The sequence below is a fragment of the Aneurinibacillus sp. Ricciae_BoGa-3 genome, assembly GCF_028421645.1.
Classification (GTDB): domain Bacteria; phylum Bacillota; class Bacilli; order Aneurinibacillales; family Aneurinibacillaceae; genus Aneurinibacillus_B.
In genome coordinates this window covers 4848676-4873243 of record NZ_CP116887.1, presented here as the reverse complement: position 1 = coordinate 4873243, position 24568 = coordinate 4848676, and the positions used below count along the sequence as shown (strand labels likewise).

Genomic DNA, 24568 nt, shown 5'->3' with positions numbered 1-24568 from the left:
CAATATATGAAAATCGTAATTGCGCCCGACTCTTTTAAGGAGAGTTTGACTTCTTTGGAAGCAGCTCGTGCTATTGAGAAAGCCTTTCGGGAGGTATTCCCAGATGCAGAGTTAATTAAAGTCCCCATGGCAGATGGCGGGGAAGGGACCGTTCAGTCGCTTGTTGACGCGACAGGGGGACGCATTGTAACCAAGGTGGTGACCGGTCCGCTGGGGTTGCCGGTGGAAGCCTTCTTTGGCATCTCGGGTGATGGAAAAACCGCGGTGATTGAAATGGCGGCTGCATCCGGGCTTCATCTTGTCCCGCCGGATCAGCGAAATCCCCTAATTACAACAACGCAGGGAACAGGCGAACTTATGATAGAAGCAATAAATCATGGCGTTTCCCACATCATCCTTGGGATAGGCGGCAGCGCCACGAATGATGGCGGTGCAGGCATGGTGCAGGCTTTGGGCGGCCGTTTGCTTGATAGAGAGGGAAAAGAATTAGGGCCGGGTGGAGGATCGCTTGACCAGCTTGCGGCCGTAGACCTCTCAGGATTGGACAGCCAGTTATACCAGATTGATATCGAAGTGGCGTGTGATGTCGATAACCCATTGACTGGACCAAGGGGAGCTTCCGCCATTTTTGGACCGCAGAAGGGCGCAACCCCTGAAATGATCGATGTGCTTGATAGAAATCTCGGACACTATGCTTCAGTCATCGAGCGGCAGCTTGGAAAAAGTGTACGGGATATACCTGGCGCAGGAGCGGCTGGCGGGCTTGGAGCCGGGCTGCTTGCATTTCTCCCGGTTCGCTTAAAGAGAGGCGTGGAGATTGTTTTGGAGGCCGTTGAGCTTGAGAAATATGTGCAGGGAGCTTCTCTCGTCATTACCGGTGAAGGAAAGATTGATGGCCAGACCGCTTATGGAAAGACGCCGATTGGTGTTGCGTCTGTTGCCAAAAAATATGGGATTCCCGTTTTGGCGATTGCTGGCAATGTATCAGAGGATAGTGCAGCAGTCTATGAACACGGCATTGATTGTGTTTTCAGCATTGTCCCAGGGGTTCTAAGTCTCGCTGATGCCTTCGAAAATGCCTTCAACTACATGTACCGGACATCTTATAACCTGGCAAAGTTCTGGAGAGCTGTAAGCAAACAGAAGCTGGATGCTCCTTATCAATCGTAATGAATGTTTAAAATTTAAACGTTTTTTAAGTCTGGTATTGAACTTTTCGACTAATTAGAGTATTTTTTTATTAAAATTAAACATTTTTGTTCACATTGTTACACAAGAAAGGAGAGATTCACTCACGAAGTGTTTTTATTTGAAACTATTTTGGCGCTGGTACTCTATGGATGGTTCACTTCTTAAGAGATTGTAAGCGGTTGCGTTTTTGGATTCTTTCATCGAATATTACGAAGTGTATGTTGCTAAATTTGAAAGCGCTTCATGCCATTAGTTAAAAAAAGGGGGAATTGTAGTGGAAACTTCTAAATGGGCGAAAATCATTCCAGTGGCTTTCGTTATGTATATGCTCGCCTACATGGATAGAATTAACGTGGGCGTCCTGATTCCATATATGGAAAAAGATTTGCATTTATCGGCCGGCTCCGCTGGTGATATTGCCGGTATTTTCTTCTGGGGTTATATGATTCTGCAGATTCCGGGCGGGATTCTTGCATCTCGCTGGTCAGCTAAGAAATTTGTATTTATTCTTATGATTGTGTGGGGAGTATTTGCATCAGCATGCGGGTTCGTACAGAACGAAACACAGCTGAAAGTGATTCGCTTCTTCCTTGGCGTGGCGGAAGGCGGCGTATGGCCGGCTGTGCTTGTGCTGTTGGCTTCATGGTTCACCACCAAAGAAAGGGCACGCGCGAATGCGTTCTGGATGGCATGCCTGCCTTTTTCAGCGGTGATTATGGCGCCGCTGTCCGGTGTACTGCTTGCGCATTTTGATTGGAAAACAGTCTTTATCATTGAAGGGCTTCCACCGTTTGTCTGGGCGTTTGTCTGGCTCGCCTTTGTCAAAGACAGACCAGCAGATGCGAAGTGGATGGGCGAAGCGGAGAAGAAGGCGCTACTGAAGGAATTAGCGGAAGAACAGAAGAAAGCCATTAAGTCCGACGGTTACGGAGCCGCTTTTAAAAACGGTACGGTATGGGGACTTGTCGTAACTTACTTTTTCTGGATGACCGGTTTTTATGGCTATACGCTCTGGGTACCGAGCGTGGTTAAGTCCTTCACGAAGGATCCGGTTACGATGGGCTGGCTGACGGCGATACCATTCACCTGTGCGTTAATAGGGATGTTCGTAAACTCTATCTGGTCCGATAAACGGATGAACCGAATCCAGCACGTGATTATCCCGCTACTTATTGGGGCGGCAGGCATGATTGCCGGACAGTTTGTTGACTCTGCCGCTGCAAAAATGATTCTGCTCTCTATTACGGCTATTGGGGTGTACGCGCCGTACGGTCCGCTGTGGGCCATTCCAACGGCTATTATTCCTGCTACGATAGTAGGCGCTGCGCTTGGCCTCCAAAACGCAATTGGAAACCTTGGGGGATACTATGGCCCGTCAATTTTTGGTAAACTTAAAGATGCTACAGGAGATTATCATACCGGTTTTTATTTTCTTGCCGGCTGTCTCATCGTCTCAGCGATTGTAACCGCTATTTTGGGCCGTTCCCTAAAAAGCGGGCCTATTTATCAGCAGCCAAACAACGAGAAAAAAGCCATAGGGCAGTAAAGGAGGCAGGGTGGTGAGTTTACCGAAGATTGCGCTTATTAAACAGCATTTTAAGGGACCTGTAGTCTCTGACATTGACGCTGCCATGGCAGAGCAGCTGTCAGCGGTGAATATTGAGGAAACCATTAAACCGGGCATGAGGGTGGCGATCACGGCCGGAAGCCGGGGGATCGCAAACATCGCGGTCATTATCCGGGCAGCTGTGGCAGAATTAAAAAAACTGGGTGCATCGCCCTTTATCGTTCCCACCATGGGCAGCCATGGCGGCGCAACGGCGGAAGGCCAGGTGGAGGTGCTCCATAGCCTAGGCGTCACAGAGGAATTCTGCGGCGCCCCCGTACTTTCATCAATGGATGTCGTGCAGATTGGCGAGACACCTGCCGGTATGCCCGTCTACATTGATCGGAATGCGCATGAAGCTGATGGCATTCTGCTGATGGGGCGGGTAAAGGTTCATACCGATTTTAAATCGCCCATCCATATTGAAAGCGGATTAATGAAAATGGCAGCCATCGGGCTCGGCAAGCATAAACAGGCGCTTCTCATCCACAGTTATGGAGTGCACGGAATTCGTGATCTTATGCCTGAGGTCGCCGCTGTTGTGTTAGAAAAAGCAAATGTGTTATGCGGGGTTGCCATTACTGAAAACGCCTTCGAACAGACCGCAAAGATTGAAGCGGTTCCGACAGAAAAAATTCGGGAGCGGGAAGCTGAACTTCTGCAGGAATCTGCTGCCTTGATGCCGAAACTGCCTGTAGAAGATATCGATATTCTTCTGGTTGATGAGATCGGAAAGAACTACAGCGGGACAGGCATGGATACGAACATAATCGGCCGCATACGCATTCTTGGGGTTAAAGAACCTGAATCTCCCCGAATCAAATACATTGTCGCCAGCAATTTGAGTGAAGAATCACATGGGAATGCATTGGGGATTGGGCTGGCTGATCTGACCACGAAGCGACTTTTTGATGTGATCGATTACCAGAAGATGAATGAGAATGTGATCACAAGTTCCTTTCTCAGCCGGGCCGCGATCCCGATTGTGCTTGAAAATGACCGGGCAGCCATTCAGACGGCTCTGCGATCCAATTGGGGTGTGCAACCGGAAAACGCGCGTTTTATCCGGATACCGGATACGCTGCATCTGGAGTACATCTATGTGTCCGAATCCCTCCTTCCCGAATTAAGAGGGCTGGATCATATAGAAGTTGTCCGGGAACCGGAAGAAATGGTGTTTAATCAGGACGGATATTTTGCCAAGTGGCATGTTGACGAGAAATAGAACGGTTTGAGGAGGGAGAAGTATGAATCTTCAAGAAAAAAATGAGCGGCTGGGCCAACTATTAAGAGGCATGGACAAAGCAATTGTTGCCTTCTCCGCAGGCATTGATTCCACTTTTGTTTTAGCCCGGGCTGCGCAAGAGCTGGGGGATAACGTACTGGCAGTAACTGCCGCTTCCGAAACATTTCCAGAACGGGAATTAGAAGAAGCGATCTCCCTTGCACGTGAACTTGGGGTGCGGCATGAAATTATCCAGATTGCCGAAATGGAAAACCCAATGTTTGTCCGAAACGAGCCTGACCGGTGCTATCACTGTAAAACCGGCCTCTATACAAGCCTAAATAATTTTGCGGAAGAAAAAGACATTCCATGGATTCTCGATGGCGCGAATATGGATGACCTGGGCGACTACAGGCCGGGGCGTAAAGCGGCGAAAGAAAACGGAGTTCGAAGCGTTCTCCAGGAAGCAGAGCTGTATAAAGAAGAACTTCGGCAGCTTGCGAAGGAAATGGGGCTGTCCAATTGGGACAAACCTTCTTTTGCATGTCTGTCATCGCGTATACCGTACGGCAACTTCATTACAATCGATAAAATTAGACAGCTGGATAGGGGCGAGGATAAGCTGCGCCGAATGGGCTTTCGAACGCTTCGCATTCGGCACCATGATGATATTGCGCGGATTGAGGTAGCGCCTTCTGACTTTGAGCGGGTTATTCACATGGCACCCGAAATCACGGCGATACTTAAAGAAGAAGGGTTTGCGTATGTCACATTAGACCTGCAGGGGTACCGCACCGGTTCGATGAATGAAAAGCTTTCGAATATGCAGGAGGAAGCCAATGAGCACGCGTGATGACCAGGGATTTTGCGGGGTGGTGCAGAACAATGCCTAGCCTGTATCTGGACTGTATTTCAGGTATTGCGGGGGATATGGCACTGGCCGCGCTCATTGACCTGGGAGCGGATCCTGCTTACATTATCCGCCACTTAAGAGAACTGCCTCTGGATGATTTTACTTTTGAGATTGAGGAAGTAAATAAATTAGGCATTACGTCAAAAAAGCTCAAGCTATGCTTTGGGCAGCAACAGCAGACGGAACACACACATAGCGGCCATCACCATGATCCTGACCATCACCATGAGCATAATCATCACCATCATGTTGAGTCTGCAGACGAGCATACACACCACCATGAGCATCGTGAAGCATCTGCCATTCTTCATATGATCGAACACAGTAATTTGCCTGAACGCGTTAAGGATAGAAGCCTGGCTATTTTCCGGGAGATTGCGCTGGCAGAAGGGAAAATCCATGGAATATCAACCGATGAAGTCCATTTTCATGAAGTGGGGGCGATGGATTCTATTATCGATATTATCGGTGTCTGTCTGGCACTGGAAAGTCTCGATATCGAGGACATCTATGCATCGCATGTACCTACGGGCTCCGGATTTGTCAGAATGGCCCATGGTTTGTATCCGATCCCTGCGCCGGCCACGGCACAACTTCTAAAAGGCATTCCACTCGCTGAACTTAATGTTAAGGGTGAATTGACTACCCCTACAGGAGCCGGCATATTGAAAGCGCTTGTGAAGGAGTTTGGCACGCTGGGATCGGCAACGATTCTCCACATTGGCTATGGGGCCGGTGACAAAGAGTTTGGCCATCCAAATGTACTGCGCGCCCTCCTCGTCGAGAAAATGCCCACCGCCGGAACTGAAGGCAGCATACAAGCTGCCGGGGCAAAGCCGGGGGAGTCCCTTTGTATTTTGGAGGCACAGGTTGACGACATGACCGGAGAAGGCTTTGGCTATGTAATGGAGCGGTTGCTGGACGAAGGCGCCCTGGACGTCTATTACACGCCCGTTTACATGAAAAAGAACCGCCCTGGCACCCTGATTACGGTTCTTGCTTCTCCCGAAAAAGCCGAGCGGTTTGAAGATATCCTGCTTATGGAGACGACCACGCTTGGGGTTAGAAAAATCCCGTGCACAAGGCGAATACTGGACCGCAATCTAACATACGTCGATACGCCGTATGGGAAAGTCAGCGTAAAGCAGGCCATTTTGAAAGGCGAAGTCATTAGGCAGATCCCGGAATATGAAGATGTGAAAAAAGCGGCCATCCGGCATGGGGTGCCATTCTACAAAGTGTACACAGCAGCCTTACAGTTTTAAGGCCTAATGCAAAGTGAGTAAGAACCTATAAATTAGAGAAGACTTGGCAAAATAGGTGTTTTCTGGATATGATGTTAGTTCTGGATACGTTGCTTTTGTTAAGAGTAATTCATAAGGAAGCGGGGCTTATTAATGGACGCACAGGCAAAGCAATTTTTAACGGACTTGTTGGCAACACCTTCTCCTTCCGGTATGGAAGTCGAGATACAGAAGAAATGGATGAACTATGTAAAGCAATTCGCCGACAAAATGGAGACCGATACGGCAGGCAATGTCATCGGTATTTTAAATCCGGATGCTGATTTTAAAGTACTTATTGCCGGACACTGTGATGAAATCGGCTTTATTGTCAACCGCATTGACGAACAGGGTTTTGTCTATGTGGACAAAGTTGGCGGGATAAGCCACAAGCCTGCGATTGGCATGAAAGTCGAAATACTGGGTGAGAAGCAGCGAATCACCGGCGTAATAGGGGCCAATGCTGAACACCATGGCGGCGTAAAAGATGACTTCGAATTTTCCGACTTATACATAGACTGCGGGGCCAAAAGCAAAGAAGAGATAGCGCGGTATGTGCAAATCGGAGATATGGCGGTGTATAAGCGTCAACTTGAGTTTTTGCTCAACGGCCGAATCAGCGGCAGAGGGCTGGATAACAGGACCGGAGCCTTTATTGCTGCAGAGGTATTGAGAAGTCTTGCCCAGAAGCAGCCAAGTGTTGGCGTCTATGCAGTAAGTACCGTGAATGAAGAAACAAACATGGGCGGAGCTTATTTTGCCGGATCCGCGGTTATGCCGACGATGGCGATTGCGGTTGATGTAACATTTGCAACCGATTATCCGGGTGTTAACACCAACAAATATGGCCTGGTGAACCTTGAGGAGGGCCCAGTACTTGCAAAGGGTGCGCCAGTAAACCGCAAAATCAATAAGCTGCTGGAAGAAAGCGCGCGGCGTCTTGGTATCCCACTGCAATACGAACTAACCCCGCGCTCAACAGGGACAGATGCCGATAAACTGCGCTTAACGGGCAAGGGCGTACCGGTAGCGCTCGTTTCCCTTCCTCTTCGCTACATGCATTCACCTGTTGAAACAGCCAGCCTGCATGACATGGAGCAGGAAATTGCGCTTCTGATAGATATGATTTTAAATTTAACCGGTAAGGAAGGTCTCAAGCCATTAGAAGATTAACCGTGGAATACAAGGCAGCAGCAAGGATGATCCATCCGGGCCTGCTGTTTTTTATCTTATAAGTATGTTCCGCTTTAAAGTATAAAGTTATTTTCTGCTGGGACTGATAGGTCCCTTTCTCTTTAACCACATGCAAAATTTATGTGCTTCACAGTGTTGAATTGCCTTGAACGATTTTTTAAATGGGACCTTCGGTCCCAAAACACCCAAGAAAAGCATCGTGAGGCGCATGTCCGCACCTTTTTTTTCCCCAGGCCGAAAGGTGTTTCCGATTTTACCTTTCGGCATAAGTGCAACTTAGGTTGCTGCCAGCGCTACAGCTTAGCAGCAACCTAGTTTTCTAATGGAGCGTGTGGAACAGAGGGCGAAAAAGACCGGCAAACTGTCTCCATCATTGAGATACCCAGATGTTTTTGCCGGTCCGTCCGTCGTTCCACAAAGCGGCCGTAAAAACTTCTATGCGGGGAAAGGAGAGAGCGACATCGCCCACGATGTTTTTCTCAATTGCGCTAGTAAAAAAAGCTAAATATGCTTTATGGAAAATAAATCTTGTATTGTTTTTGTAACTGTCTAACTTTACAATTAATAAAATAAGCACCACAGAAATGGTCATAGAATGTAGGAGGCGTTAAGGTGATGGAGTTTACCCCGCTCGGTGATTCAGCTGTTGTTATGCGGGTCGGTAACACTATATCTGAAGAAACCCAGATTAAAGTGTCAAACTTATGTGCCATTTTAGATAAATACCCCTTTAATGGCATGATTGAATATGTACCCGCATTTACAACCGTAACGGTTTATTATAACCCCGTAATCGTTTACGCAATGGCATCTGGAGAAAATGAAAATACCCCAACTCCTTATTCCATTGTTTGTTCCCTTTTACAGAACATCCTGCAAAGTTCCGTAGAGGCGATGAAAGAAGAAGCAAGGGTTGTTGAAATTCCTGTCTGCTATGGAGAAGAATTAGGGCCCGACCTGGAATTTGTTGCGAAGCATAACGGAATTACCGAGGAGGAAGTCATCGAGATTCACACGGGAAACGATTATCTCGTTTACATGATCGGATTTGCTCCCGGTTTTCCATTTATGGGCGGGATGTCTGAGAAAATTGCCGCCCCGCGTCTGGCTTCTCCCCGGCTCGCTATTCCTGCGGGGTCAGTAGGCATAGCCGGCATGCAGACTGGTGTGTATCCCATTGAAACGCCAGGCGGCTGGCGGTTGATTGGACAGACTCCGCTTGCTCTTTTTAAGCCGGAAGACAATCCACCTTCCCTTCTGCGGGCCGGTGATCATGTACGGTTTCGCCAGATATCCCGGCTGGAATTTGACAAATGGAAGGAGGCAGCGGTATGCAAATAACCGTACTGCGTCCAGGGCTGCTTACTACCCTGCAGGATGGGGGAAGGAATGGCCTGCAAAAGTATGGGGTAATCATGAGCGGTGCGATGGACTCGTTTGCTCTGCGCATGGCTAACCTGCTGGTTGGCAATGAGGAGAATGAGGCGGTTCTGGAAATCACGCTGGTCGGTCCGCAGCTGCGGTTTGATACCGACGGATTTATCTCAATCTGCGGCAGCAGCCTATCTCCTGAAATTGATGGGGAACCCGTTCCAGAATGGCGGCCTGTGTACGTACGGGCGGGAAGCAGCCTTATCTTTAAGCAGTGTCGGGCTGGATGCAGAACCTACCTGGCTGCTGCCGGAGGCTTTCATGCGGAGAAAGTGTTAGGAAGCAGGAGCACTTATTTACGCGCAGGGATTGGAGGCTATAACGGAAGGGCGCTGCAAAAAGACGATGTGCTGGTGACCGATGCTCCCTCTGAGCAATCGGAAGCCAGGATGGAGCCGATCAAGGGTCAGTGCTCGGCATCCTTTTCCAGTGTAAATTGGAGCATAGGCAGGGAACTTATGCCTGATTACCGGGAAAATCCTGTTGTTCGGGTTGTAAGAGGGGCTCAAGCCGAACTGTTTACGGAGCAAAGCAGGCATGCGTTTTATAGCGAGCCATTTGCCGTGCAAACCCAGTCCGACAGGATGGGCTACAGGCTTAAAGGAGAAGTACTTGAGCTGGCGCAGCAGCAGGAACTCATCTCAGAAGCCGTATGCAGAGGCACGATTCAGGTTCCACCGGAAGGACAGCCTATTCTGCTTATGGCAGATTGCCAGACGACAGGAGGATATCCTAAGATTGGACAGGTCATATCGGTAGATTTGCCGGTGGTTGCCCAGGTAAAACCAGGTGAGACGATTTCTTTTAAAGAGGTGTCTCTGGAAGAAGCCCAGAGGCTATTGCTTCAGCGCGAGCAGGACATTGAGAAAGTGAAACACGGAATCTATCTTCAAACGAAATAGGAGGGTTGAGCATGTATCGGGTAGATATCAACTGCGATATGGGGGAAAGTTTTGGGGCCTACAGCATGGGATCGGACGAAGAAATCCTCTCTTTTATTACGTCCGCGAATGTTGCGTGCGGGTTCCATGCAGGGGATCCGGCCGTCATGAGAAAAACAGTAAAAATGGCGCTGGAAAGAGGCGTTGCGGTTGGCGCGCACCCGGGACTGCCGGATCTGGCAGGATTCGGAAGGAGAAATATGGATATTACCCCATCAGAAGCGTACGAAATGGTTGCGTATCAGATGGGGGCCTTATCCGCGTTTGTCAAAGCAGAGGGTGGAAAGCTGCAGCATGTCAAGCCGCACGGTGCTTTGTATAACATGGCGGCGAAAAGTTCTCAATTATCAAATGCCATTGCTGAAGCGGTGTATGATATCAATCCGGAATGCATCCTGTTCGGACTGTCTGGCAGCGATCTGATTAAAGCAGGCCAGCAAATTGGGCTGCGCACAGCAAGCGAAGTTTTCGCGGATCGCACATACCAGCCGGACGCATCACTTACATCCCGCAGAGAGGCAAACGCGCTTATTACAGATACAGAAGCAGCCGCAAAACAGGTGATAACAATGGTGAAAGAAGGCAAGGTAACAACTGTGACAGGGGAAGAGATTACGATTCAAGCCGATACGGTATGCATTCACGGCGATGGCGCGCATGCGCTTGCATTTGCCCGCCGAATTCAAGAACTTCTGCTAGAAGCGGGTGTATCCATACAGGCAGCTGGAGTATAAAAAGTAGAGAAAGAAAGAGGGCATATGGAAAGAAAAACAAGAACAAGTATTTTGATTGGCGCAGCTTTTTTGATGGCCACATCGGCTATCGGGCCCGGGTTTTTAACACAAACGACAGTCTTTACCAATCAGCTGGCAGCAAGTTTTGGATTTGTTATTTTAATTTCTATTATTCTTGATATTGGTGCACAGCTGAACATCTGGCAGATTATCGCCGTCTCTGAAAAAAGGGCGCAGGATATTGCGAACATGGTGCTGCCGGGATTAGGCTATCTGCTATCCCTATTAATCGTGATTGGGGGGATCGCGTTTAATATCGGCAACATAGCAGGGGCAGGCCTCGGACTTAACGTTATGTTTGGCATGAGGCCTGAAACAGGCGCGGTTATCAGCGGTGTCATTGCAATCGCGGTATTTGTTGTAAAAGAAGCAGGCAGGGCAATGGACCGTTTTTCCCAAATTGCCGGGTTTGTCATGATCTTGCTGACGATTTATGTGGCTATCATTTCATCTCCGCCTGTGGGTGAAGCAGTCGTAAGAACTTTTGCACCGGTTAAAATTGACATTCTCTCAATCGTGACGCTTGTAGGCGGAACGGTAGGCGGCTATATTACTTTTGCCGGCGGCCACAGGCTGCTTGATGCTGGCATTCAAGGGAGAAAGGTGCTGCCCCAGATTCAAAAAGGTGCCTTATCTGCTATCGGCATTGCTTCGATTATGCGGATTGTGCTGTTTCTCGCAGCGCTTGGCATCGTTGCAAAAGGCCTGGCCCTTAATCCGGCAAATCCGCCAGCCTCTGTGTTTCAGCTGGCAGCAGGAAATATCGGGTATATCATCTTTGGGGTTGTTATGTGGGCGGCCTCTATCACGTCTGTAATTGGTTCTGCGTATACGTCTGTTTCATTTATTCGTACTTTTCATAGCAGTCTGGAAAGAAGGCAGAACTGGCTTATTATTGCATTCATTGTATTATCTACGATCATCTTTGTATTAGTTGGAAAACCGGTAAAAATTCTCGTACTGGTAGGATCACTCAATGGCTTAATTCTTCCAATTTCACTTGGGGTTATGCTCATTGCCGCTTACAGGAAGAAAATTGTAGGAGATTACAAACATCCACTCTGGCTTACCATTTTTGGCATCATTATCGTGGTTGCCATGGCCTTTATGGGCGTGTATACCATGATCAACGATGTTCCAAAGCTTTTTAAATAAATCATTTTATCCCTAGGAGGTCATAACATGATTACTTCACCTATACTTTCTCCGGCAGAAGCACGTGAACAGATTCGAAGAGGAGCCTGGACCAGCCCGACAGCGGGAATGGCACCAGGCTACACGCAGGCAAACCTGGCCATTTTAAAGAAGGAGCTTGCGTACGATTTCCTTCTCTTCTGCCAGCGCAATCCAAAACCGTGCCCGGTTCTGGATGTAACGGATGCGGGCTCAGCCATTCCCCGCCTTGTTGCTCCCGGTGCCGATCTGCGAACAGATATACCCAAGTACCGGGTATACAAGCATGGTGAGCTTGTTGATGAGCCCACGGATATCACCCGCTATTGGGAGGATGACATGGTTGCTTTCCTCCTCGGCTGCAGCTTTACGTTTGAGCAGGCTATGATTAAAAATGATATTCCTGTTCGCCATATCGAGCAAAATTGTAATGTTCCTATGTATAAAACAAGCATTCCGTGCTTAAAAGCCGGACAGTTTGAAGGGCCAATGGTAGTGAGCATGCGCCCTGTTCCAGAAAAGGATGTGGTACGCGCTGTGCAGGTTACAACGGGTTTTCCTTCCGTACATGGGGCTCCTGTGCATATTGGCAATCCGGCTTCAATTGGCATTGCAGATATTCATAAACCAGACTTCGGCGATGCCGTGATGATCAAAGAAGGAGAAGTTCCTGTATTCTGGGCATGCGGTGTTACGCCCCAGGCCGTAGCGATGCATGTAAAACCCGAAATTATGATTACCCATGCGCCGGGCCATATGTTCATTACAGATTGCAAAGAAGAACGCTATAGCATTTTGTAAGAATTTTGTTACAATAAAGTGGAAACCAATCGTTACACAGAAAGGGAGATGCCGGTTGAGTAGCACACTTTTATTTGCGCAGTTTACCCATGCACGCAACTCGCTGTTAAAAAATATTGAGAGTGTAACGGAAGCAGAGGCTGATCACCAGCCGGAGGGGTTTAATAACACGATTCGCTGGAATATCGGCCATATTCTTACCGTGGATGAACAGTTCATGTTTGGATTTCCCAATAGGACACAGCATCTTCCGGCAAATTACAAACAACTTTTTGGGAACGGCACGAAACCCTTTGAGTGGACAGAAGAACCGCCTTCATTGGACACGTTGAAGGTGCAGTTGCAGGATCAGGCAGACCGCATTACCAGCACCTATGAAGGAAGGCTGGATGAAAACCTGCCAAAACCAGTAACCCTGGGATCTGGCAGGCAGTACCACACTTATGGTGAACTGTTTGCGCTTGGTATTTATCATGAAGCCAGCCATACAGGAATTGTGCAGGCTTTAAAAAAGATTGTCGCAAATGAACTGCAAACAAAATAACGAACGGGGAGACTGATTATGCCAGTCTCCCTTTTTTAGTGTCCGCCCGTCGTTACACAAAGCGGCCGTAAAAACTTCTATGAGGGAAAAGAGAGAGCGGCATGGCCTGCGATGGTTTTCTTATATACATAATTGGAACATTTTCCAGCGATACTAGTACAGCAATCAGCTGGAAATGAGGTGTTTTTGTGGGGGGTTCCTGGGTTTCGCTCCTTCCTTTTTTAATCGTCATACCAATTTCAGTCCTAACGAAACAGGTACAGCCCGGTTTATTTGTAGCCCTTTTGCTGGGCAGTTATTTAAAAGATCCCACTTTTCTCGGTGGTATTCGGACAATGCTGGCTTATATGGTAAACAACATTGTGAAACCGAGCAATATCCGGATCATTATCTTTCTTTACACATTTGCAGGTTTAATTAGCATTATTAAATTAGCAGGGGGGATAAAGGGATTTGTCCACCTGGTCAGCAAGAAAGTCAAGTCTAAGCGAAGCGCCATGCTGCTAACATGGATTTCTACCATGTTCACATTCAGCGACCCCGATTTCCGCATTGTGACCATTGCACCGATTATGAAGGCACTCAAGGACCGCTTGAAAATGTCCTCTCAGAAAATCGGCTTTGTCATTGAAGTAACATCGAACCCTGTCGTCGGGTTAATCCCGCTGGCAACTGCGTTTGTCGGCTACATGGTGTCGGTCATCGCGATGGCGCTTCGGGAAAACGGCATCCACGATAAACCATACACCGTATATGTAAAGAGCATTCCTTTTAACTTTTTCTCTTTTGTTATGATAGCTCTCGGACTTTTTTATACCTTTTTTAAAAAGGATGCAGATATAATCAAAACGGAGAATGAGAACCCCAATGCTGAGCAGGGAGAAGAGGGGCTGCAGTCCTGCTATCGTGCCTATGAGAAGGAGACACCAATTAAGCCGTGGAATCTCCTCCTTCCTCTGCTCTTTGTTCTGTGTGCGACCTTATTCCTCAGTTGGTGGGATGGGCGAAGGCAGGCGACAGGCTTCTTTGACGCCTTCCTGCACAGCGACGCGCTGGGCGTTATGCTTGAGGCATTGTTCCTGACTTTAATCCTTACCCTTATCTACTTTCTCTTTCAGAAGATTCCTGTCTCCAAGCTTGTCACGCATTTTGTGAAAGGCGGCAATGAACTAATGTCTGTCATTATCATGCTTGCCCTTATTTGGGGAGTTTCAGCGGTGGCAGAGGACCTTGGGTTTTCTCGCTATATTACGAGTCATGTCAAAGGGTGGATTCCTCACTTTTTTGTGGCCCCTGTCTTGTTTCTGCTTGGCGGGCTTATCTCCTATTTTATCGGGTCGTCGTGGGGCACGTGGGGATTATTAATGCCGCTTGGCGTAACGCTTGCACATCAGGCGGGGGCGAATATTTTGCTTGTCATCGGTGCCGTCTTCGCAAGCGGAACTTTCGGGGCATTCGCCTCGCCGCTAAGTGATAATACGGTTACGCTGTGTACGATTCTGGACTTGCCGGTTATCGCATATGCGCGAACAAAACTGATTCCTGCCCTAATTGCTGCTGGAATTACAACGGTGTTGTTTGGGATCGCCTCTTTCTTTTTGCGGTAAGAAAGGCCCGCGTGTCAGCTTCTTTTCCAATTGACCGCCAATCGTATACAATCATAGTGAAGATCCTAACGAAATATGGAAAGGGAGGCAAGGCTTATGAAATTTAGCGAGTTTCCTTATAAACGGCCACAAATAAAGGAGATTGAAGACAAATTTAACGATCTGCTGCGTTCTTTTCAATCAGCGTCAAGCTTTGATGAGCAGGATAAAGCACTGAAAAACATCAATGAGCTACGAAGTGATTACGAATCGATGGCTGAGATTGCGATGATCCGGCATACCATTGACACGAATGATGAAACGTACAAAGAGGAACAGGAATACTTCGATGAAGTCCAGCCGCATTACCAGGCGTTAGTCTCTAACTATTACCAGGCACTCGTTGACTCTAAATTCCGCCGCGAATTAGAGAATAAGTGGGGAAAGCAGCTGTTTAAAATTGCAGAACTTACTTTAAAAACGTTCTCTCCTGAGGTAATTGAAGACCTGCAGGAAGAAAATAAACTGGCAAGCGAATACCGCAATCTTATCGCATCTGCAAAGATTATGTTTGAAGGCGAAGAACGAAACCTGGCGCAGCTCGGCCCTTTCATCCAGTCTGCCGATCGGGATGTACGCAGGAAGGCCAGCGAAGCCAAATATTCTTTCTATGCGGCCAATGAAGAGAAGCTGGATGATATTTATGACCGGATGGTAAAAGTGAGAACCCGAATTGCACGCAAGCTTGGCTTTAAGAACTTCGTGGAGCTGGGGTATGCGAGAATGACCCGGACCGATTATAACCGGGATATGGTTGCCGGTTTCAGGGACCAGGTCAAAGCGTCACTTGTTCCAGTCGCCACCAGGTTGAAGGAGAAACAGCGGGCCCGCATCGATGTTGATACATTAACTTACTATGATGATACGTTTCAGTTTAAATCGGGAAACCCGCGGCCAAAAGGTGATCCGCAGTGGATATTAGAGAACGGTAAGAAAATGTACGCTGAGCTTTCTCCTGAAACCAACGAGTTTTTTACGTTTATGAGTGAGAACGAACTGATGGACTTGGTGAGCAAGAAAGGCAAAAGCAGCGGCGGCTACTGCACTTATATCAGCAAGTTTGGTGCCCCGTTTATTTTCTCCAACTTTAATGGAACATCCGGTGATATTGACGTGCTTACACACGAAGCAGGCCATGCTTTCCAGGTATATACCAGCCGGGGATATGGGGTACCCGAGTATTTCTTCCCCACCTATGAAGCGGCAGAAATTCATTCCATGAGTATGGAGTTTTTTACGTGGCCGTGGATGGAATTGTTCTTTCAGGAGGAGACAGATAAGTATAAGTTCTCCCACCTGAGTAGCGCACTCCTGTTTATTCCGTACGGTGTATCGGTCGACGAGTTCCAACATTTTGTGTATGAAAATCCAGATGCCACTCCTGCCGAGCGAAAACAGGCGTGGAGGGATATTGAACGTAAATATCTGCCGCACAGGAATTACGCGGAGAATGATTACCTGGAGCGCGGCGGTTTCTGGCATCAACAGGGCCATATTTTCTCTTCCCCCTTCTACTACATAGACTACACGCTGGCGCAAATATGTGCCCTGCAGTTCTGGCAGAAGTCTCAGGAAAACAGAGAATCTGCCTGGGAGGATTATGTGAGACTATGCGAAAAGGGCGGCAGCCTTTCCTTTACGGAACTTGTGAAGGTAGCGGGTCTGGTTTCACCATTTGAAGATGGCTGTATCAATGAGGTTGTGAAAGGAACTGAAAGCTGGCTGGATAAGGTAGAAGATGCCAGTCTATAATGGCAGTCACCCTTCCAGGTGGTAGATAAAAGGCATGTACGGGTCTAACTGCTGGATCTGGAATGAGGTGACGTTGTGAAACTACCACAGGAATTTTACAGCCGCAACACAATTGATGTGGCCAGAGATCTGCTGGGGAAGTATCTAATCCATCAGTCGGATAGTAGTTGCAGGGCAGGGAAAATTGTCGAAACGGAAGCCTACATGGGTCCAGAAGATAAGGCGGCCCACTCCTACAACGGCCGCAGAACCGATCGCAACGAGGTGATGTATGGCCCTCCAGGCTATGCTTACGTCTATTTTATATATGGAAAGCATTTCTGCATTAATGCGGTAACCGCTGCGGTTGGAAGTCCGGAAGCTGTGCTCATTCGGGCGCTTGAGCCGGTATCCGGCATCGAAGAAATGGCGCTGGCCCGTTACGGAAAACCAGGGCCGCTTACAACTAAAGAACGGTACGGTTTAACGAATGGGCCAGGCAAGCTGTGCCAGGCGCTGGGCATAAACCGTTCGGACAATGGACGCTTTCTAGGCGGGGATGGGCTGTATATTAGCTCAGGGCTACCGTTCCAGCCGGAGGGGGAGCATCCACAACTGGAAGGGCAAGATTTGCAACTGCCCAACCCGGCACAATCCTTTGAGGTTGTTTGCGCACCGCGCATTGGTGTCGATTATGCAGAAGAGGCAGCGGCGTATCCCTGGCGTTTTTATATAAAAGACAGTCCCTTCGTTTCCAGGAAAGTGAAACGAGAAACAAAATGAATGCGGACAACATATACAGCCGCTGAATGCCAGCGGCTGTTTTTCTTATTATTCAAAAGGGAAGTAATTTAACAAAAAAGTAGTTTACGTAAAAAGTATGTTATCATACAGGAAAGTGTTTTTTCAGCGTAGACATAAGTTTTTAAGGGGTGAACATTATAAGATGGAGACAGAAGGCGGGCTTAAAAAAGAGATTGGGTTAACGGTAGCGATGTCGATCGTCATCGGCACTGTTATTGGTTCGGGAATCTTTATGAAACCGGGGAAAGTGATTGCGGCTTCCGGCGGATCGAATATGGCACTGCTTGCCTGGGTCCTGGGAGGAATTATAACCATTGCAGGCGGGTTAACGGTTGCGGAATTAAGCACCCAAATTCCTAAAACAGGCGGGCTTTATGTCTATCTAGAAGAAATTTACGGTAAGCTGTGGGGGTACGTCAGCGGCTGGGTACAAACGATTATTTATGGACCGGCTATCATCGGAGCGCTTGGCCTCTACTTTGGATCGTTGATGGCGAATCTCTTTGGGCTGCCTGCATCGTGGAAGATGGCATTCGGTCTCGCAGCTGTGCTCTTCCTGGGCGTCGTAAACAGCCTTGGGACAAAATATGGCGGAATGGTCCAGGCGGCGGCTACAATAGCCAAATTGATTCCGATCGCATTAATTGCAATTTTTGGTATCTGGAAAGGGAATGGAGACATTTTTGGTATGGCGAGCGGAAGCAGCCAGCCGATCAGCATGGGTGCGGCCATACTTGCAACGTTATGGGCCTATGACGGCTGGATGCTCGTTGGTTTTGTCGCAGGTGAGATGAAGAATCCAGCTAAGCTTCTGCCGAAAGCTATTATTGGTGGATTAGTGCTGGTGACCGCTGCTTATCTGCTGGTTAATGTAGCGATTTTGCATGTGCTCCCCGCTTCGCACATCGTAAGGCTCGGTGAGAACGCTGCAGGAACAGCGGCAGCTATCTTATTTGGCGGAATCGGCGGCAAGTTGATCAGCATCGGTATTTTAATTTCAATATTTGGATGCTTGAACGGTAAAATATTAACATTCCCTCGTGTGCCTTATGCTATGGCCGAACGTGGCCAGTTGCCGGCTTCAGGCCTGCTATCCCGCGTCCACAAAAAGTGGGGAACGCCGGTGAATGCCACCCTTTCCCAGATCATCTTGTCTGTTGTTATGATGGTGCTCGCTGATCCGGACCGTTTATCTAACATTGCTATTTTCGTCGTATACATTTTCTATATCCAAGCGTTTATCGGCGTTTTTATCCTGCGCAGAAGAAACAACAGCGAGTTAAGAACATACAGTGTGCCACTGTATCCCATCGTTCCGCTCATTGCGATTGTAGGGTCCGCGTTTGTCGTAATCAGTACGCTTTTTGACAGTCCAAGAGATAGTTTGTTGGCTATCGGATTAGCTGCGATCGGTCTCCCTCTTTACTGGATTTTAAATAAACGGGAAGAAAAAAGGGCAGGAAACGCAGCGGATATTCACCAGCCTTTAAAAGGTTAAGACAGGGTACCGGATAAGCATGTAAGCAGCGTTTCAAACACTTACAATTTCACAGTAGAGATATTGTAAAAAAAGGATTGTATAATACCATATAAATGTTCCATTATTTTGGAAAAGTAAAACAGCCATCGGCCTTGCCTATGGCTGTTTCTTATCTACATGGGTTCAGTCTTAGTTCACTGCCAGTGTCTGCCGCTCTGATGGGACCGAAGTCTGCTTAGGGAATGGTGATGCTTTTATGCGGATATTTCAGGATTTACTCTGGTATTTTAAAGAAGAGAAGAGAAGTTATGGATTTGGTGTACTTTTCTTGTTTTTTGTTTCGCTAATTAATCTAATCCCTCCGTACATTACATGGAAGGTGGTGGACGGCATCAAAGACAGGTCGATGGGGTCTCAGGAGCTTATAATATGGCTAAGCATCATCGTGCTGCTTGCTGGACTCGTTTATGGATGCCGGTATGTATGGCGGGTTTTTCTTTTCGGGGCGGTATTGATGACCTGAGGCTCCACGGATAGAAGTTTCATAATTCTGTCATATGACGCGCGGCCGCGCCCGCCAGAAGGTACTTCGGCGCCTCTTTGGGTATATGAGTCCGTACAAAAAACAGCTGCTGCTTGCTTTTATCACACTGATTCTCGCAACGGGAACGAACGTTGCGGGACCCGCTATTATCCAGCGGTTTATCGATCAATACCTGATTCCGCGCCACTTTCCCCTGCAGCCCATTCTCGCCCTGGGGATACTCTACCTGGTGCTGCATTTTCTTTCGGTAGGCCTCATGTTTTACCAGCTGGTGAGCTTTAATAAGATTGCCTTATGCGCCCGTGTATTCCATACGGCAAGGGAGAAACTCAGCCAGCTGAACGCAAAATTAAATGAATCACTCCAGGGAATGTACATCATCCAGGCGATGCTGTCAACCATTCAGGATGCGGACCTTATCCTCGTTCTTCATAAGGGAGAAATTGTCGAGAAAGGCAATCACCAGGAACTGCTCGTGAAGAAAGGGGTATATTATCGTATGTATCTCCTGCAGCAGGGCGTTAATCTGGAGGATCGATCGGCTGTTTCTGGGCAGAATAAATAAGCCCGAGGAAAAAAATTCTTTCAGACAGCCCAATTTGGCTATTTTTATTTTTAAAAAGTAAATACTGTGGTTAAAAATAATAGGGAGAGAAAAGGCTCACACGAACAGTTTCTCTGCATATTTAAACAATAAGGGGGAGAGATCATGTTTAATGTTTGCCTGCTTGGATGCGGGGGAACGATGCCGCTTCCCGGCAGATATTTAACATCTCTCCTTGCAGCCTACAGAGGCAGCATGATTTTAATTGATAGTGGAGAGGGCACGCAGGTCACCATGAAAGAGTTAGGGTGGGGTTTCAAATCGATTGAGGCGATTTTTTTTACCCATTATCATGCGGATCATATTGCCGGTCTTCCCGGCCTCATGCTGGCTATAGGTAATGCGGGCAGGGTTGAGCCGCTTATGCTGGCCGGGCCTCCGGGGCTTAAAACCATTGTCCAGGGCTTGCTGGTCATTGCGCCTTATTTGCCTTTTTCCATAGAATATAGGGAACTGTCAATTAGGGAGCAATCCTGTGTTACGGTTGGGGATATCCATGTACACACCCTGCCTGTATCTCATACGACCCCATGCCTGGCGTATAAGTTGGAGATCACCCGCATGAGAAAATTTAATCCTGACCTAGCTAAATCACTTGAAATTCCCGTATATTTGTGGAAGCCCCTTCAAACTGGGAATAAAGTTGTATATAATGGAAGGACCATTCACCCGGACATGGTACTGGGGCCTGCGAGAAGAGGAATAAAAGTTTGCTATTGCACAGATACAAGGCCGATAGAAGGCCTGGTTGAATTTGTTAAAGAAGCAGACCTTTTTATATGCGAAGGAATGTATGGAGAACAAGAAAAGCTGCCCAATGCGATTGAACATGGCCATATGCTGTTCTCGGAAGCGGCATATCTTGCACGGGAGGGAGAGGTGAGGGAGCTCTGGTTGACGCATTACAGCCCATCGATAGCTGATCCTGAACCGTATATGGAGACGGTTCAAGGGATTTTTCCAAATTCGTTAGCTGGCAGCAATCGTTTAGTTGCCCGTTTAACTTACAGAGACGAACCGCTTTCATAAGGAGTGATAGAGAATGACTGAACAATACTTGAAAGAAATACGCTGGATATGTAGCCAGCCTGGTGCTTCCGAGCCCCACGCGATTATTCTGCTGGATGAAGTAGAGCGCCTTCGCGATGAAGTTGCGAAACTGAGAAAGCAAATGAATCGTTTGGAGAATGCACAGGAAAGTGAAAATGTATCTTAAATCAAAAAGGACGGCCTCTAACCCTTGAAGTTAGAAGCCGTCCTTTTCTTAATTGCATTAGAAAGTATATTTCGCTGTAAAGCATTAAAGTTATTTGTGTTGGGACCGATAGGTCCCTTTCTCTTTGATAATATGCAAAGTTTATGTGCATCAAAATGCAACGGAACCTCCGGTCCCGAAACACCCAAGAAAAACATCGTGAGGCGCATGTCCGCACCTTTCTTTCCCCCTGTGGAGCGTGTGGAACAGAGGGCGAAAAAGACCGGCAACCTGTCTCCATCATTGAGATACCCAGATGTTGCACCTAAACGGTATAAAGGAATCTAAGGCCATCGCCTGCGCTTTCGCTTGCCACTGGCCAAGATTCCCTAATGCCGGTCCGCCCGTTTTTCCACAAAGCGGCCGTAAAAACTTCTATGAGGGGAAAGGAGAGAGCGGCATGGCCCGTGATGTTTTTCTCATTTTGCTGCGTTCTCCAGCGCTTGTCCCTGCTCGGCTTTTAAAGCTTCCTGTTCAAGAACATAGCGGTTAAGTTCGTGTTCTTCACATTCCTTCGAGCAGGAACGCTTGTGTTTTGGTTCGCATTCTTCGCAGCAGACGTACTGGATGTTACATAGCGGGTTTGCACAGTTAACGTAGCGGTCTTCCGGTTTGCCGCAATGATGGCATTTCGCCACGATTACATCTTCGTCTGTTCGGTTAATTGGAACGGAGATGCGTTCATCGAATACATAGCATTTGCCATCAAACAGCTTGCCCTGTACTTCGGGGTCTTTGCCGTAGGTAACAATACCGCCTTCGAGCTGGGCGACATCCTGGAATCCTTCATTAATAAGGAAACCGGATAATTTCTCACAGCGAATGCCGCCTGTGCAGTATGTGAGAACTTTCTTGTCTTTAAACTGCGATAGATTTTCGCGGATCCATTCCGGAAATTCACGAGACGATTTAACACCCGGGCGAATCGCGTTGCGGAAATGGCCGATTTCATATTCATAATCGTTTCGGCCGTCAATGACGATCACATCGTCGCGCTGAAGCTGCTCGTAGAATTCTTTCGGCGACAGGTGTTTACCTGTTACTTCGTTCGGATTTACATCCTCCTCGAAACGCCAGGTTACAATTTCTTTCTTCGGCCGAACAAAAATCTTCTTAAAGGCATGTTCTTCCGACTCGTCGATTTTAAAGAAGATATCGGAGAAACGCGGGTCCTTGCGCAGCTCTGCCATATAGGCGTCTGTTTGTTCCACGGTTCCTGACAGTGTTCCGTTGATGCCTTCCTCTGCAACAATAATCCGGCCCTTTACCCCAAGCTCTTTGCAGAATTCAAGGTGTTCGGCTGCGAAAGCTTCGTAGTCTTCGATGTGAACATATTTATAATAAAGTAAAATACGATATGGTTTTTGGCTTTCCATTATACTCACCTATCTATTTTTTGAATTTGATGTAGACCATAGAGGCATGAAATCCACGGAAAGGCATCAATATCTGTGGGCAAAATTAAGGAAAAAATAGGGACAGGCGAAATAATTTATAATTACACGCTGTCAATATTATAATGTACCACACTCCGATACCTATGTGGAAGTGGTGAAAGTTAGAAATACAAAATGATACAAAATCTTAAGTAACGGGTAATAGAGGGATAAGCGCAAAAGGAGGAATGCATGATGAAAGAAAACCAGCATGATAAGGAACTCCAACAGAAAAGCCGGCAGGTAGCCGATCAAAAATATCCGTCTGCCGAAAATAAGAAGGACCAGCACGCTTCTACCGGAATGGCAAAAACGCACAAACAGGCTGCAGATACGCTGACAGAAGGGACCATTGAGCATAAAGGCGGCAATTCCAGATAAACAAACCAGAAAGGGCCGGCCACTGAGCCGGTCCTTTCTTCATATAAACACGAAAGCATTCTATTTTAAAGTATTAAAGTTTTGGCTCCTGGGAGGGCTCGTACTCGAAATTAAGCTCATCCCGTGCATCATCATAATCGACGATTAAATCGTTCCCGTCAAAGTACCACAGATCTTCCTTCTCAATGAAGAATAGGATTCCTTCCTCATGAACTGAGGAACCCACAACCTGAGGTTCTTCCAGGGAAACCCCTAGCGAGAAACCGCTCTGGACGGTACTGCATCCCCCATAACGCACGAAAAAGCGGCAGCTGGATCCTTCTGTTGCCCCTAATTCATTTTTAAACCATTCCATGGCTGTTTTTTTAATGGATATTTTCACCGGTAGCATCTCTCCTTTACCGTCTTAAAACCACACTTTGGCATTATTATAACACGTTTAAAGAATAGCAAAAGGAAGTGGGGATATACCCTTCGTGCAAGTTGGGACAACCTTTTGCGATTTCTATGATAAAATAAGGAGAAGTAAAGTATTTTTATGATTTAGCCGAGAACACTCGTGAATTTATTCGTGAGATCAATCGGCTTCAGACAAGGGAGGGTCTATCCCTCTCGATTATCCGATTGTTCAAGTGCATATTGAAGAAGGTAAATAATAGTTTGGGTACGGGTTGTAAAACCCTTCCGCGGTTCAAAAGCAAAAAGAACAAGGTTCAATCCTATACAACGAAACAAACGAACGGAAATATTGCGATTGTAGAAAATAAAATAGAATAAAATCAAACTCCCGAAACTTGGTCTTGTCCGCTTTGCGAAATCAAGAGAAGTGGAAGGTCGTATTTTAAACGCTACAATCAGGCGAAGTCCATCTGGCAAATATTTTGTATCGTTGTTAGTAGAAACGGAAGTTCAAGAGTTACCGAAAACAAATTCTGCTTGTGGTAGAGATGTTGGCCTAAAGGATTTTGCCATTGTTTCAGACGGAACAATCTACTCCAATCCAAAGTTTTTCCATACACTGGAAGAAAAATTGGCGAAAGCACAGCGTATTCTTTCCAGACGTACAAAAAGCGGTTCCAATTGGAACAAGCAACGAGTTAAGGTAGCGAGAATACATGAGAATATTGCTAATGCAAGGAAAGATTACCTAGATAAGATTTCAACAGAGATTGTCAAAAACCACGACATTATCGGGATTGAAGATCTGTCTGTTAAAAACATGTTCAAAAACGGTAATCTTGCAAAAGCAATCAGCGAAGTGTCTTGGGCACAATTTAGAACCATGCTTGAGTACAAAGCGAGATGGTATGGCAAGCAAGTCATAGTTGTAGGAAAAACGTTCGCTTCTTCTCAACTGTGTTCAAAGTGTAACTACAAAAACAAAGACGTTAAAAATCTCAATTTGCGTGAATGGGATTGCTCTTCTTGTAATGCCCATCATGACAGAGATTTGAACGCAAGTATTAATCTTAAAAATGAAGCTATAAGACTTCTAACCGTAGGAACTATGGGGTTAGCCTAATCAGAACTGACCGTTAGGTTGGTGTTCTTAGGAATCTCGGTACTTTAGTGCCGAGTAGTTCAATTCAGT

General features: G+C 47.2%; 22 protein-coding genes and 2 pseudogenes. 22 read left to right on the top strand and 2 right to left on the bottom strand.

Annotated features, from left to right (window positions below; translation table 11 throughout):
- The first annotated feature begins 6 nt into the window (after positions 1-6).
- The 20 genes and pseudogenes from PP175_RS24715 to PP175_RS24620 all read left to right on the top strand — a co-directional run bounded on the left by PP175_RS24715 (position 7) and on the right by PP175_RS24620 (position 21121).
- The gene (locus tag PP175_RS24715; protein ID WP_272440833.1) at positions 7-1170 is read left to right on the top strand and encodes a glycerate kinase; all 1164 of its coding nucleotides are present in this window, start codon (positions 7-9) and stop codon (positions 1168-1170) included.
- A 295-nt stretch (positions 1171-1465) separates the two neighbouring features.
- Positions 1466-2737 (top strand): MFS transporter, encoded by a 1272-nt coding sequence (locus tag PP175_RS24710; protein WP_272440832.1) that lies wholly within the window; start codon positions 1466-1468, stop codon positions 2735-2737.
- 13 nt (positions 2738-2750) lie between these two features.
- A complete protein-coding gene (locus tag PP175_RS24705) occupies positions 2751-4022 on the top strand; it encodes a nickel pincer cofactor-dependent isomerase, group 22 (protein WP_272440831.1) in 1272 nt (423 codons plus the stop codon).
- Between the two features lie 22 nt (positions 4023-4044).
- Positions 4045-4875: an ATP-dependent sacrificial sulfur transferase LarE gene (gene larE, locus PP175_RS24700; protein ID WP_272440830.1), complete on the top strand. Its 831-nt coding sequence runs from the start codon at positions 4045-4047 to the stop codon at positions 4873-4875.
- A 32-nt stretch (positions 4876-4907) separates the two neighbouring features.
- On the top strand, positions 4908-6200 hold the full coding sequence (gene larC / locus PP175_RS24695) for a nickel pincer cofactor biosynthesis protein LarC (protein WP_272440829.1): 1293 nt from the start codon (positions 4908-4910) through the stop codon (positions 6198-6200).
- Between the two features lie 132 nt (positions 6201-6332).
- Positions 6333-7391, top strand: a complete 1059-nt coding sequence (locus tag PP175_RS24690; protein ID WP_272440828.1) for a M20/M25/M40 family metallo-hydrolase — start codon at positions 6333-6335, stop codon at positions 7389-7391.
- A gap of 636 nt (positions 7392-8027) precedes the next feature.
- Positions 8028-8753: a 5-oxoprolinase subunit PxpB gene (pxpB, locus tag PP175_RS24685; RefSeq protein ID WP_272443367.1), complete on the top strand. Its 726-nt coding sequence runs from the start codon at positions 8028-8030 to the stop codon at positions 8751-8753.
- A complete protein-coding gene (locus PP175_RS24680) occupies positions 8744-9745 on the top strand; it encodes a 5-oxoprolinase subunit C family protein (protein WP_272440827.1) in 1002 nt (333 codons plus the stop codon). The genes pxpB and PP175_RS24680 overlap by 10 nt, the downstream gene beginning before the upstream one ends.
- Before the next feature lie 11 nt (positions 9746-9756).
- Positions 9757-10518: a 5-oxoprolinase subunit PxpA gene (gene pxpA / locus PP175_RS24675; RefSeq protein ID WP_272440826.1), complete on the top strand. Its 762-nt coding sequence runs from the start codon at positions 9757-9759 to the stop codon at positions 10516-10518.
- A gap of 24 nt (positions 10519-10542) precedes the next feature.
- A complete protein-coding gene (locus PP175_RS24670; protein ID WP_272440825.1) occupies positions 10543-11733 on the top strand; it encodes an NRAMP family divalent metal transporter in 1191 nt (396 codons plus the stop codon).
- Between the two features lie 27 nt (positions 11734-11760).
- Positions 11761-12552, top strand: coding sequence for a putative hydro-lyase (locus PP175_RS24665; RefSeq protein WP_272440824.1), 792 nt, complete (start codon positions 11761-11763; stop codon positions 12550-12552).
- A gap of 55 nt (positions 12553-12607) precedes the next feature.
- Positions 12608-13096 carry a DinB family protein gene (locus PP175_RS24660; protein WP_272440823.1) on the top strand — a complete coding sequence of 163 codons (489 nt, stop codon included), beginning with the start codon at positions 12608-12610 and terminating at the stop codon, positions 13094-13096.
- 188 nt (positions 13097-13284) lie between these two features.
- Entirely contained in the window at positions 13285-14703 is a 1419-nt protein-coding gene (locus tag PP175_RS24655; protein ID WP_272440822.1) for a Na+/H+ antiporter NhaC family protein, read from the top strand.
- Between the two features lie 96 nt (positions 14704-14799).
- Positions 14800-16494: a M3 family oligoendopeptidase gene (locus PP175_RS24650; RefSeq protein ID WP_272440821.1), complete on the top strand. Its 1695-nt coding sequence runs from the start codon at positions 14800-14802 to the stop codon at positions 16492-16494.
- Positions 16495-16569: 75 nt separating this feature from the next.
- Positions 16570-17256 carry a DNA-3-methyladenine glycosylase gene (locus PP175_RS24645; protein WP_272440820.1) on the top strand — a complete coding sequence of 229 codons (687 nt, stop codon included), beginning with the start codon at positions 16570-16572 and terminating at the stop codon, positions 17254-17256.
- Between the two features lie 163 nt (positions 17257-17419).
- The gene (locus PP175_RS24640) at positions 17420-18775 is read left to right on the top strand and encodes an APC family permease (protein ID WP_272440819.1); all 1356 of its coding nucleotides are present in this window, start codon (positions 17420-17422) and stop codon (positions 18773-18775) included.
- A 238-nt stretch (positions 18776-19013) separates the two neighbouring features.
- Positions 19014-19280, top strand: a complete 267-nt coding sequence (locus PP175_RS24635; protein WP_272440818.1) for a hypothetical protein — start codon at positions 19014-19016, stop codon at positions 19278-19280.
- Between the two features lie 397 nt (positions 19281-19677).
- Positions 19678-19866, top strand: a pseudogene (locus tag PP175_RS30170) (hypothetical protein); the annotation flags it as partial.
- Between the two features lie 144 nt (positions 19867-20010).
- Positions 20011-20934, top strand: a complete 924-nt coding sequence (locus PP175_RS24625) for a ribonuclease Z (protein WP_272440816.1) — start codon at positions 20011-20013, stop codon at positions 20932-20934.
- 13 nt (positions 20935-20947) lie between these two features.
- Positions 20948-21121: a hypothetical protein gene (locus PP175_RS24620; protein ID WP_272440815.1), complete on the top strand. Its 174-nt coding sequence runs from the start codon at positions 20948-20950 to the stop codon at positions 21119-21121.
- 458 nt (positions 21122-21579) lie between these two features.
- Here the strand turns inward: PP175_RS24620 and trhO are convergent, their stop codons facing one another.
- Positions 21580-22536 carry an oxygen-dependent tRNA uridine(34) hydroxylase TrhO gene (gene trhO / locus PP175_RS24615; protein WP_272440814.1) on the bottom strand — a complete coding sequence of 319 codons (957 nt, stop codon included), beginning with the start codon at positions 22534-22536 and terminating at the stop codon, positions 21580-21582.
- A gap of 252 nt (positions 22537-22788) precedes the next feature.
- On the opposite strand from trhO, the gene PP175_RS24610 reads away from it, so the two are divergent.
- Positions 22789-22977 (top strand): YozQ family protein, encoded by a 189-nt coding sequence (locus tag PP175_RS24610; RefSeq protein ID WP_272440813.1) that lies wholly within the window; start codon positions 22789-22791, stop codon positions 22975-22977.
- 73 nt (positions 22978-23050) lie between these two features.
- On the opposite strand, the gene PP175_RS24605 is transcribed toward PP175_RS24610, so the two are convergent.
- Positions 23051-23359: a HesB/YadR/YfhF family protein gene (locus PP175_RS24605; protein ID WP_272440812.1), complete on the bottom strand. Its 309-nt coding sequence runs from the start codon at positions 23357-23359 to the stop codon at positions 23051-23053.
- Between the two features lie 302 nt (positions 23360-23661).
- On the opposite strand from PP175_RS24605, the pseudogene tnpB reads away from it, so the two are divergent.
- Positions 23662-24499 (top strand): annotated as a pseudogene (tnpB, locus tag PP175_RS24600) (IS200/IS605 family element RNA-guided endonuclease TnpB); the annotation flags it as partial.
- Positions 24500-24568: the final 69 nt, after the last annotated feature.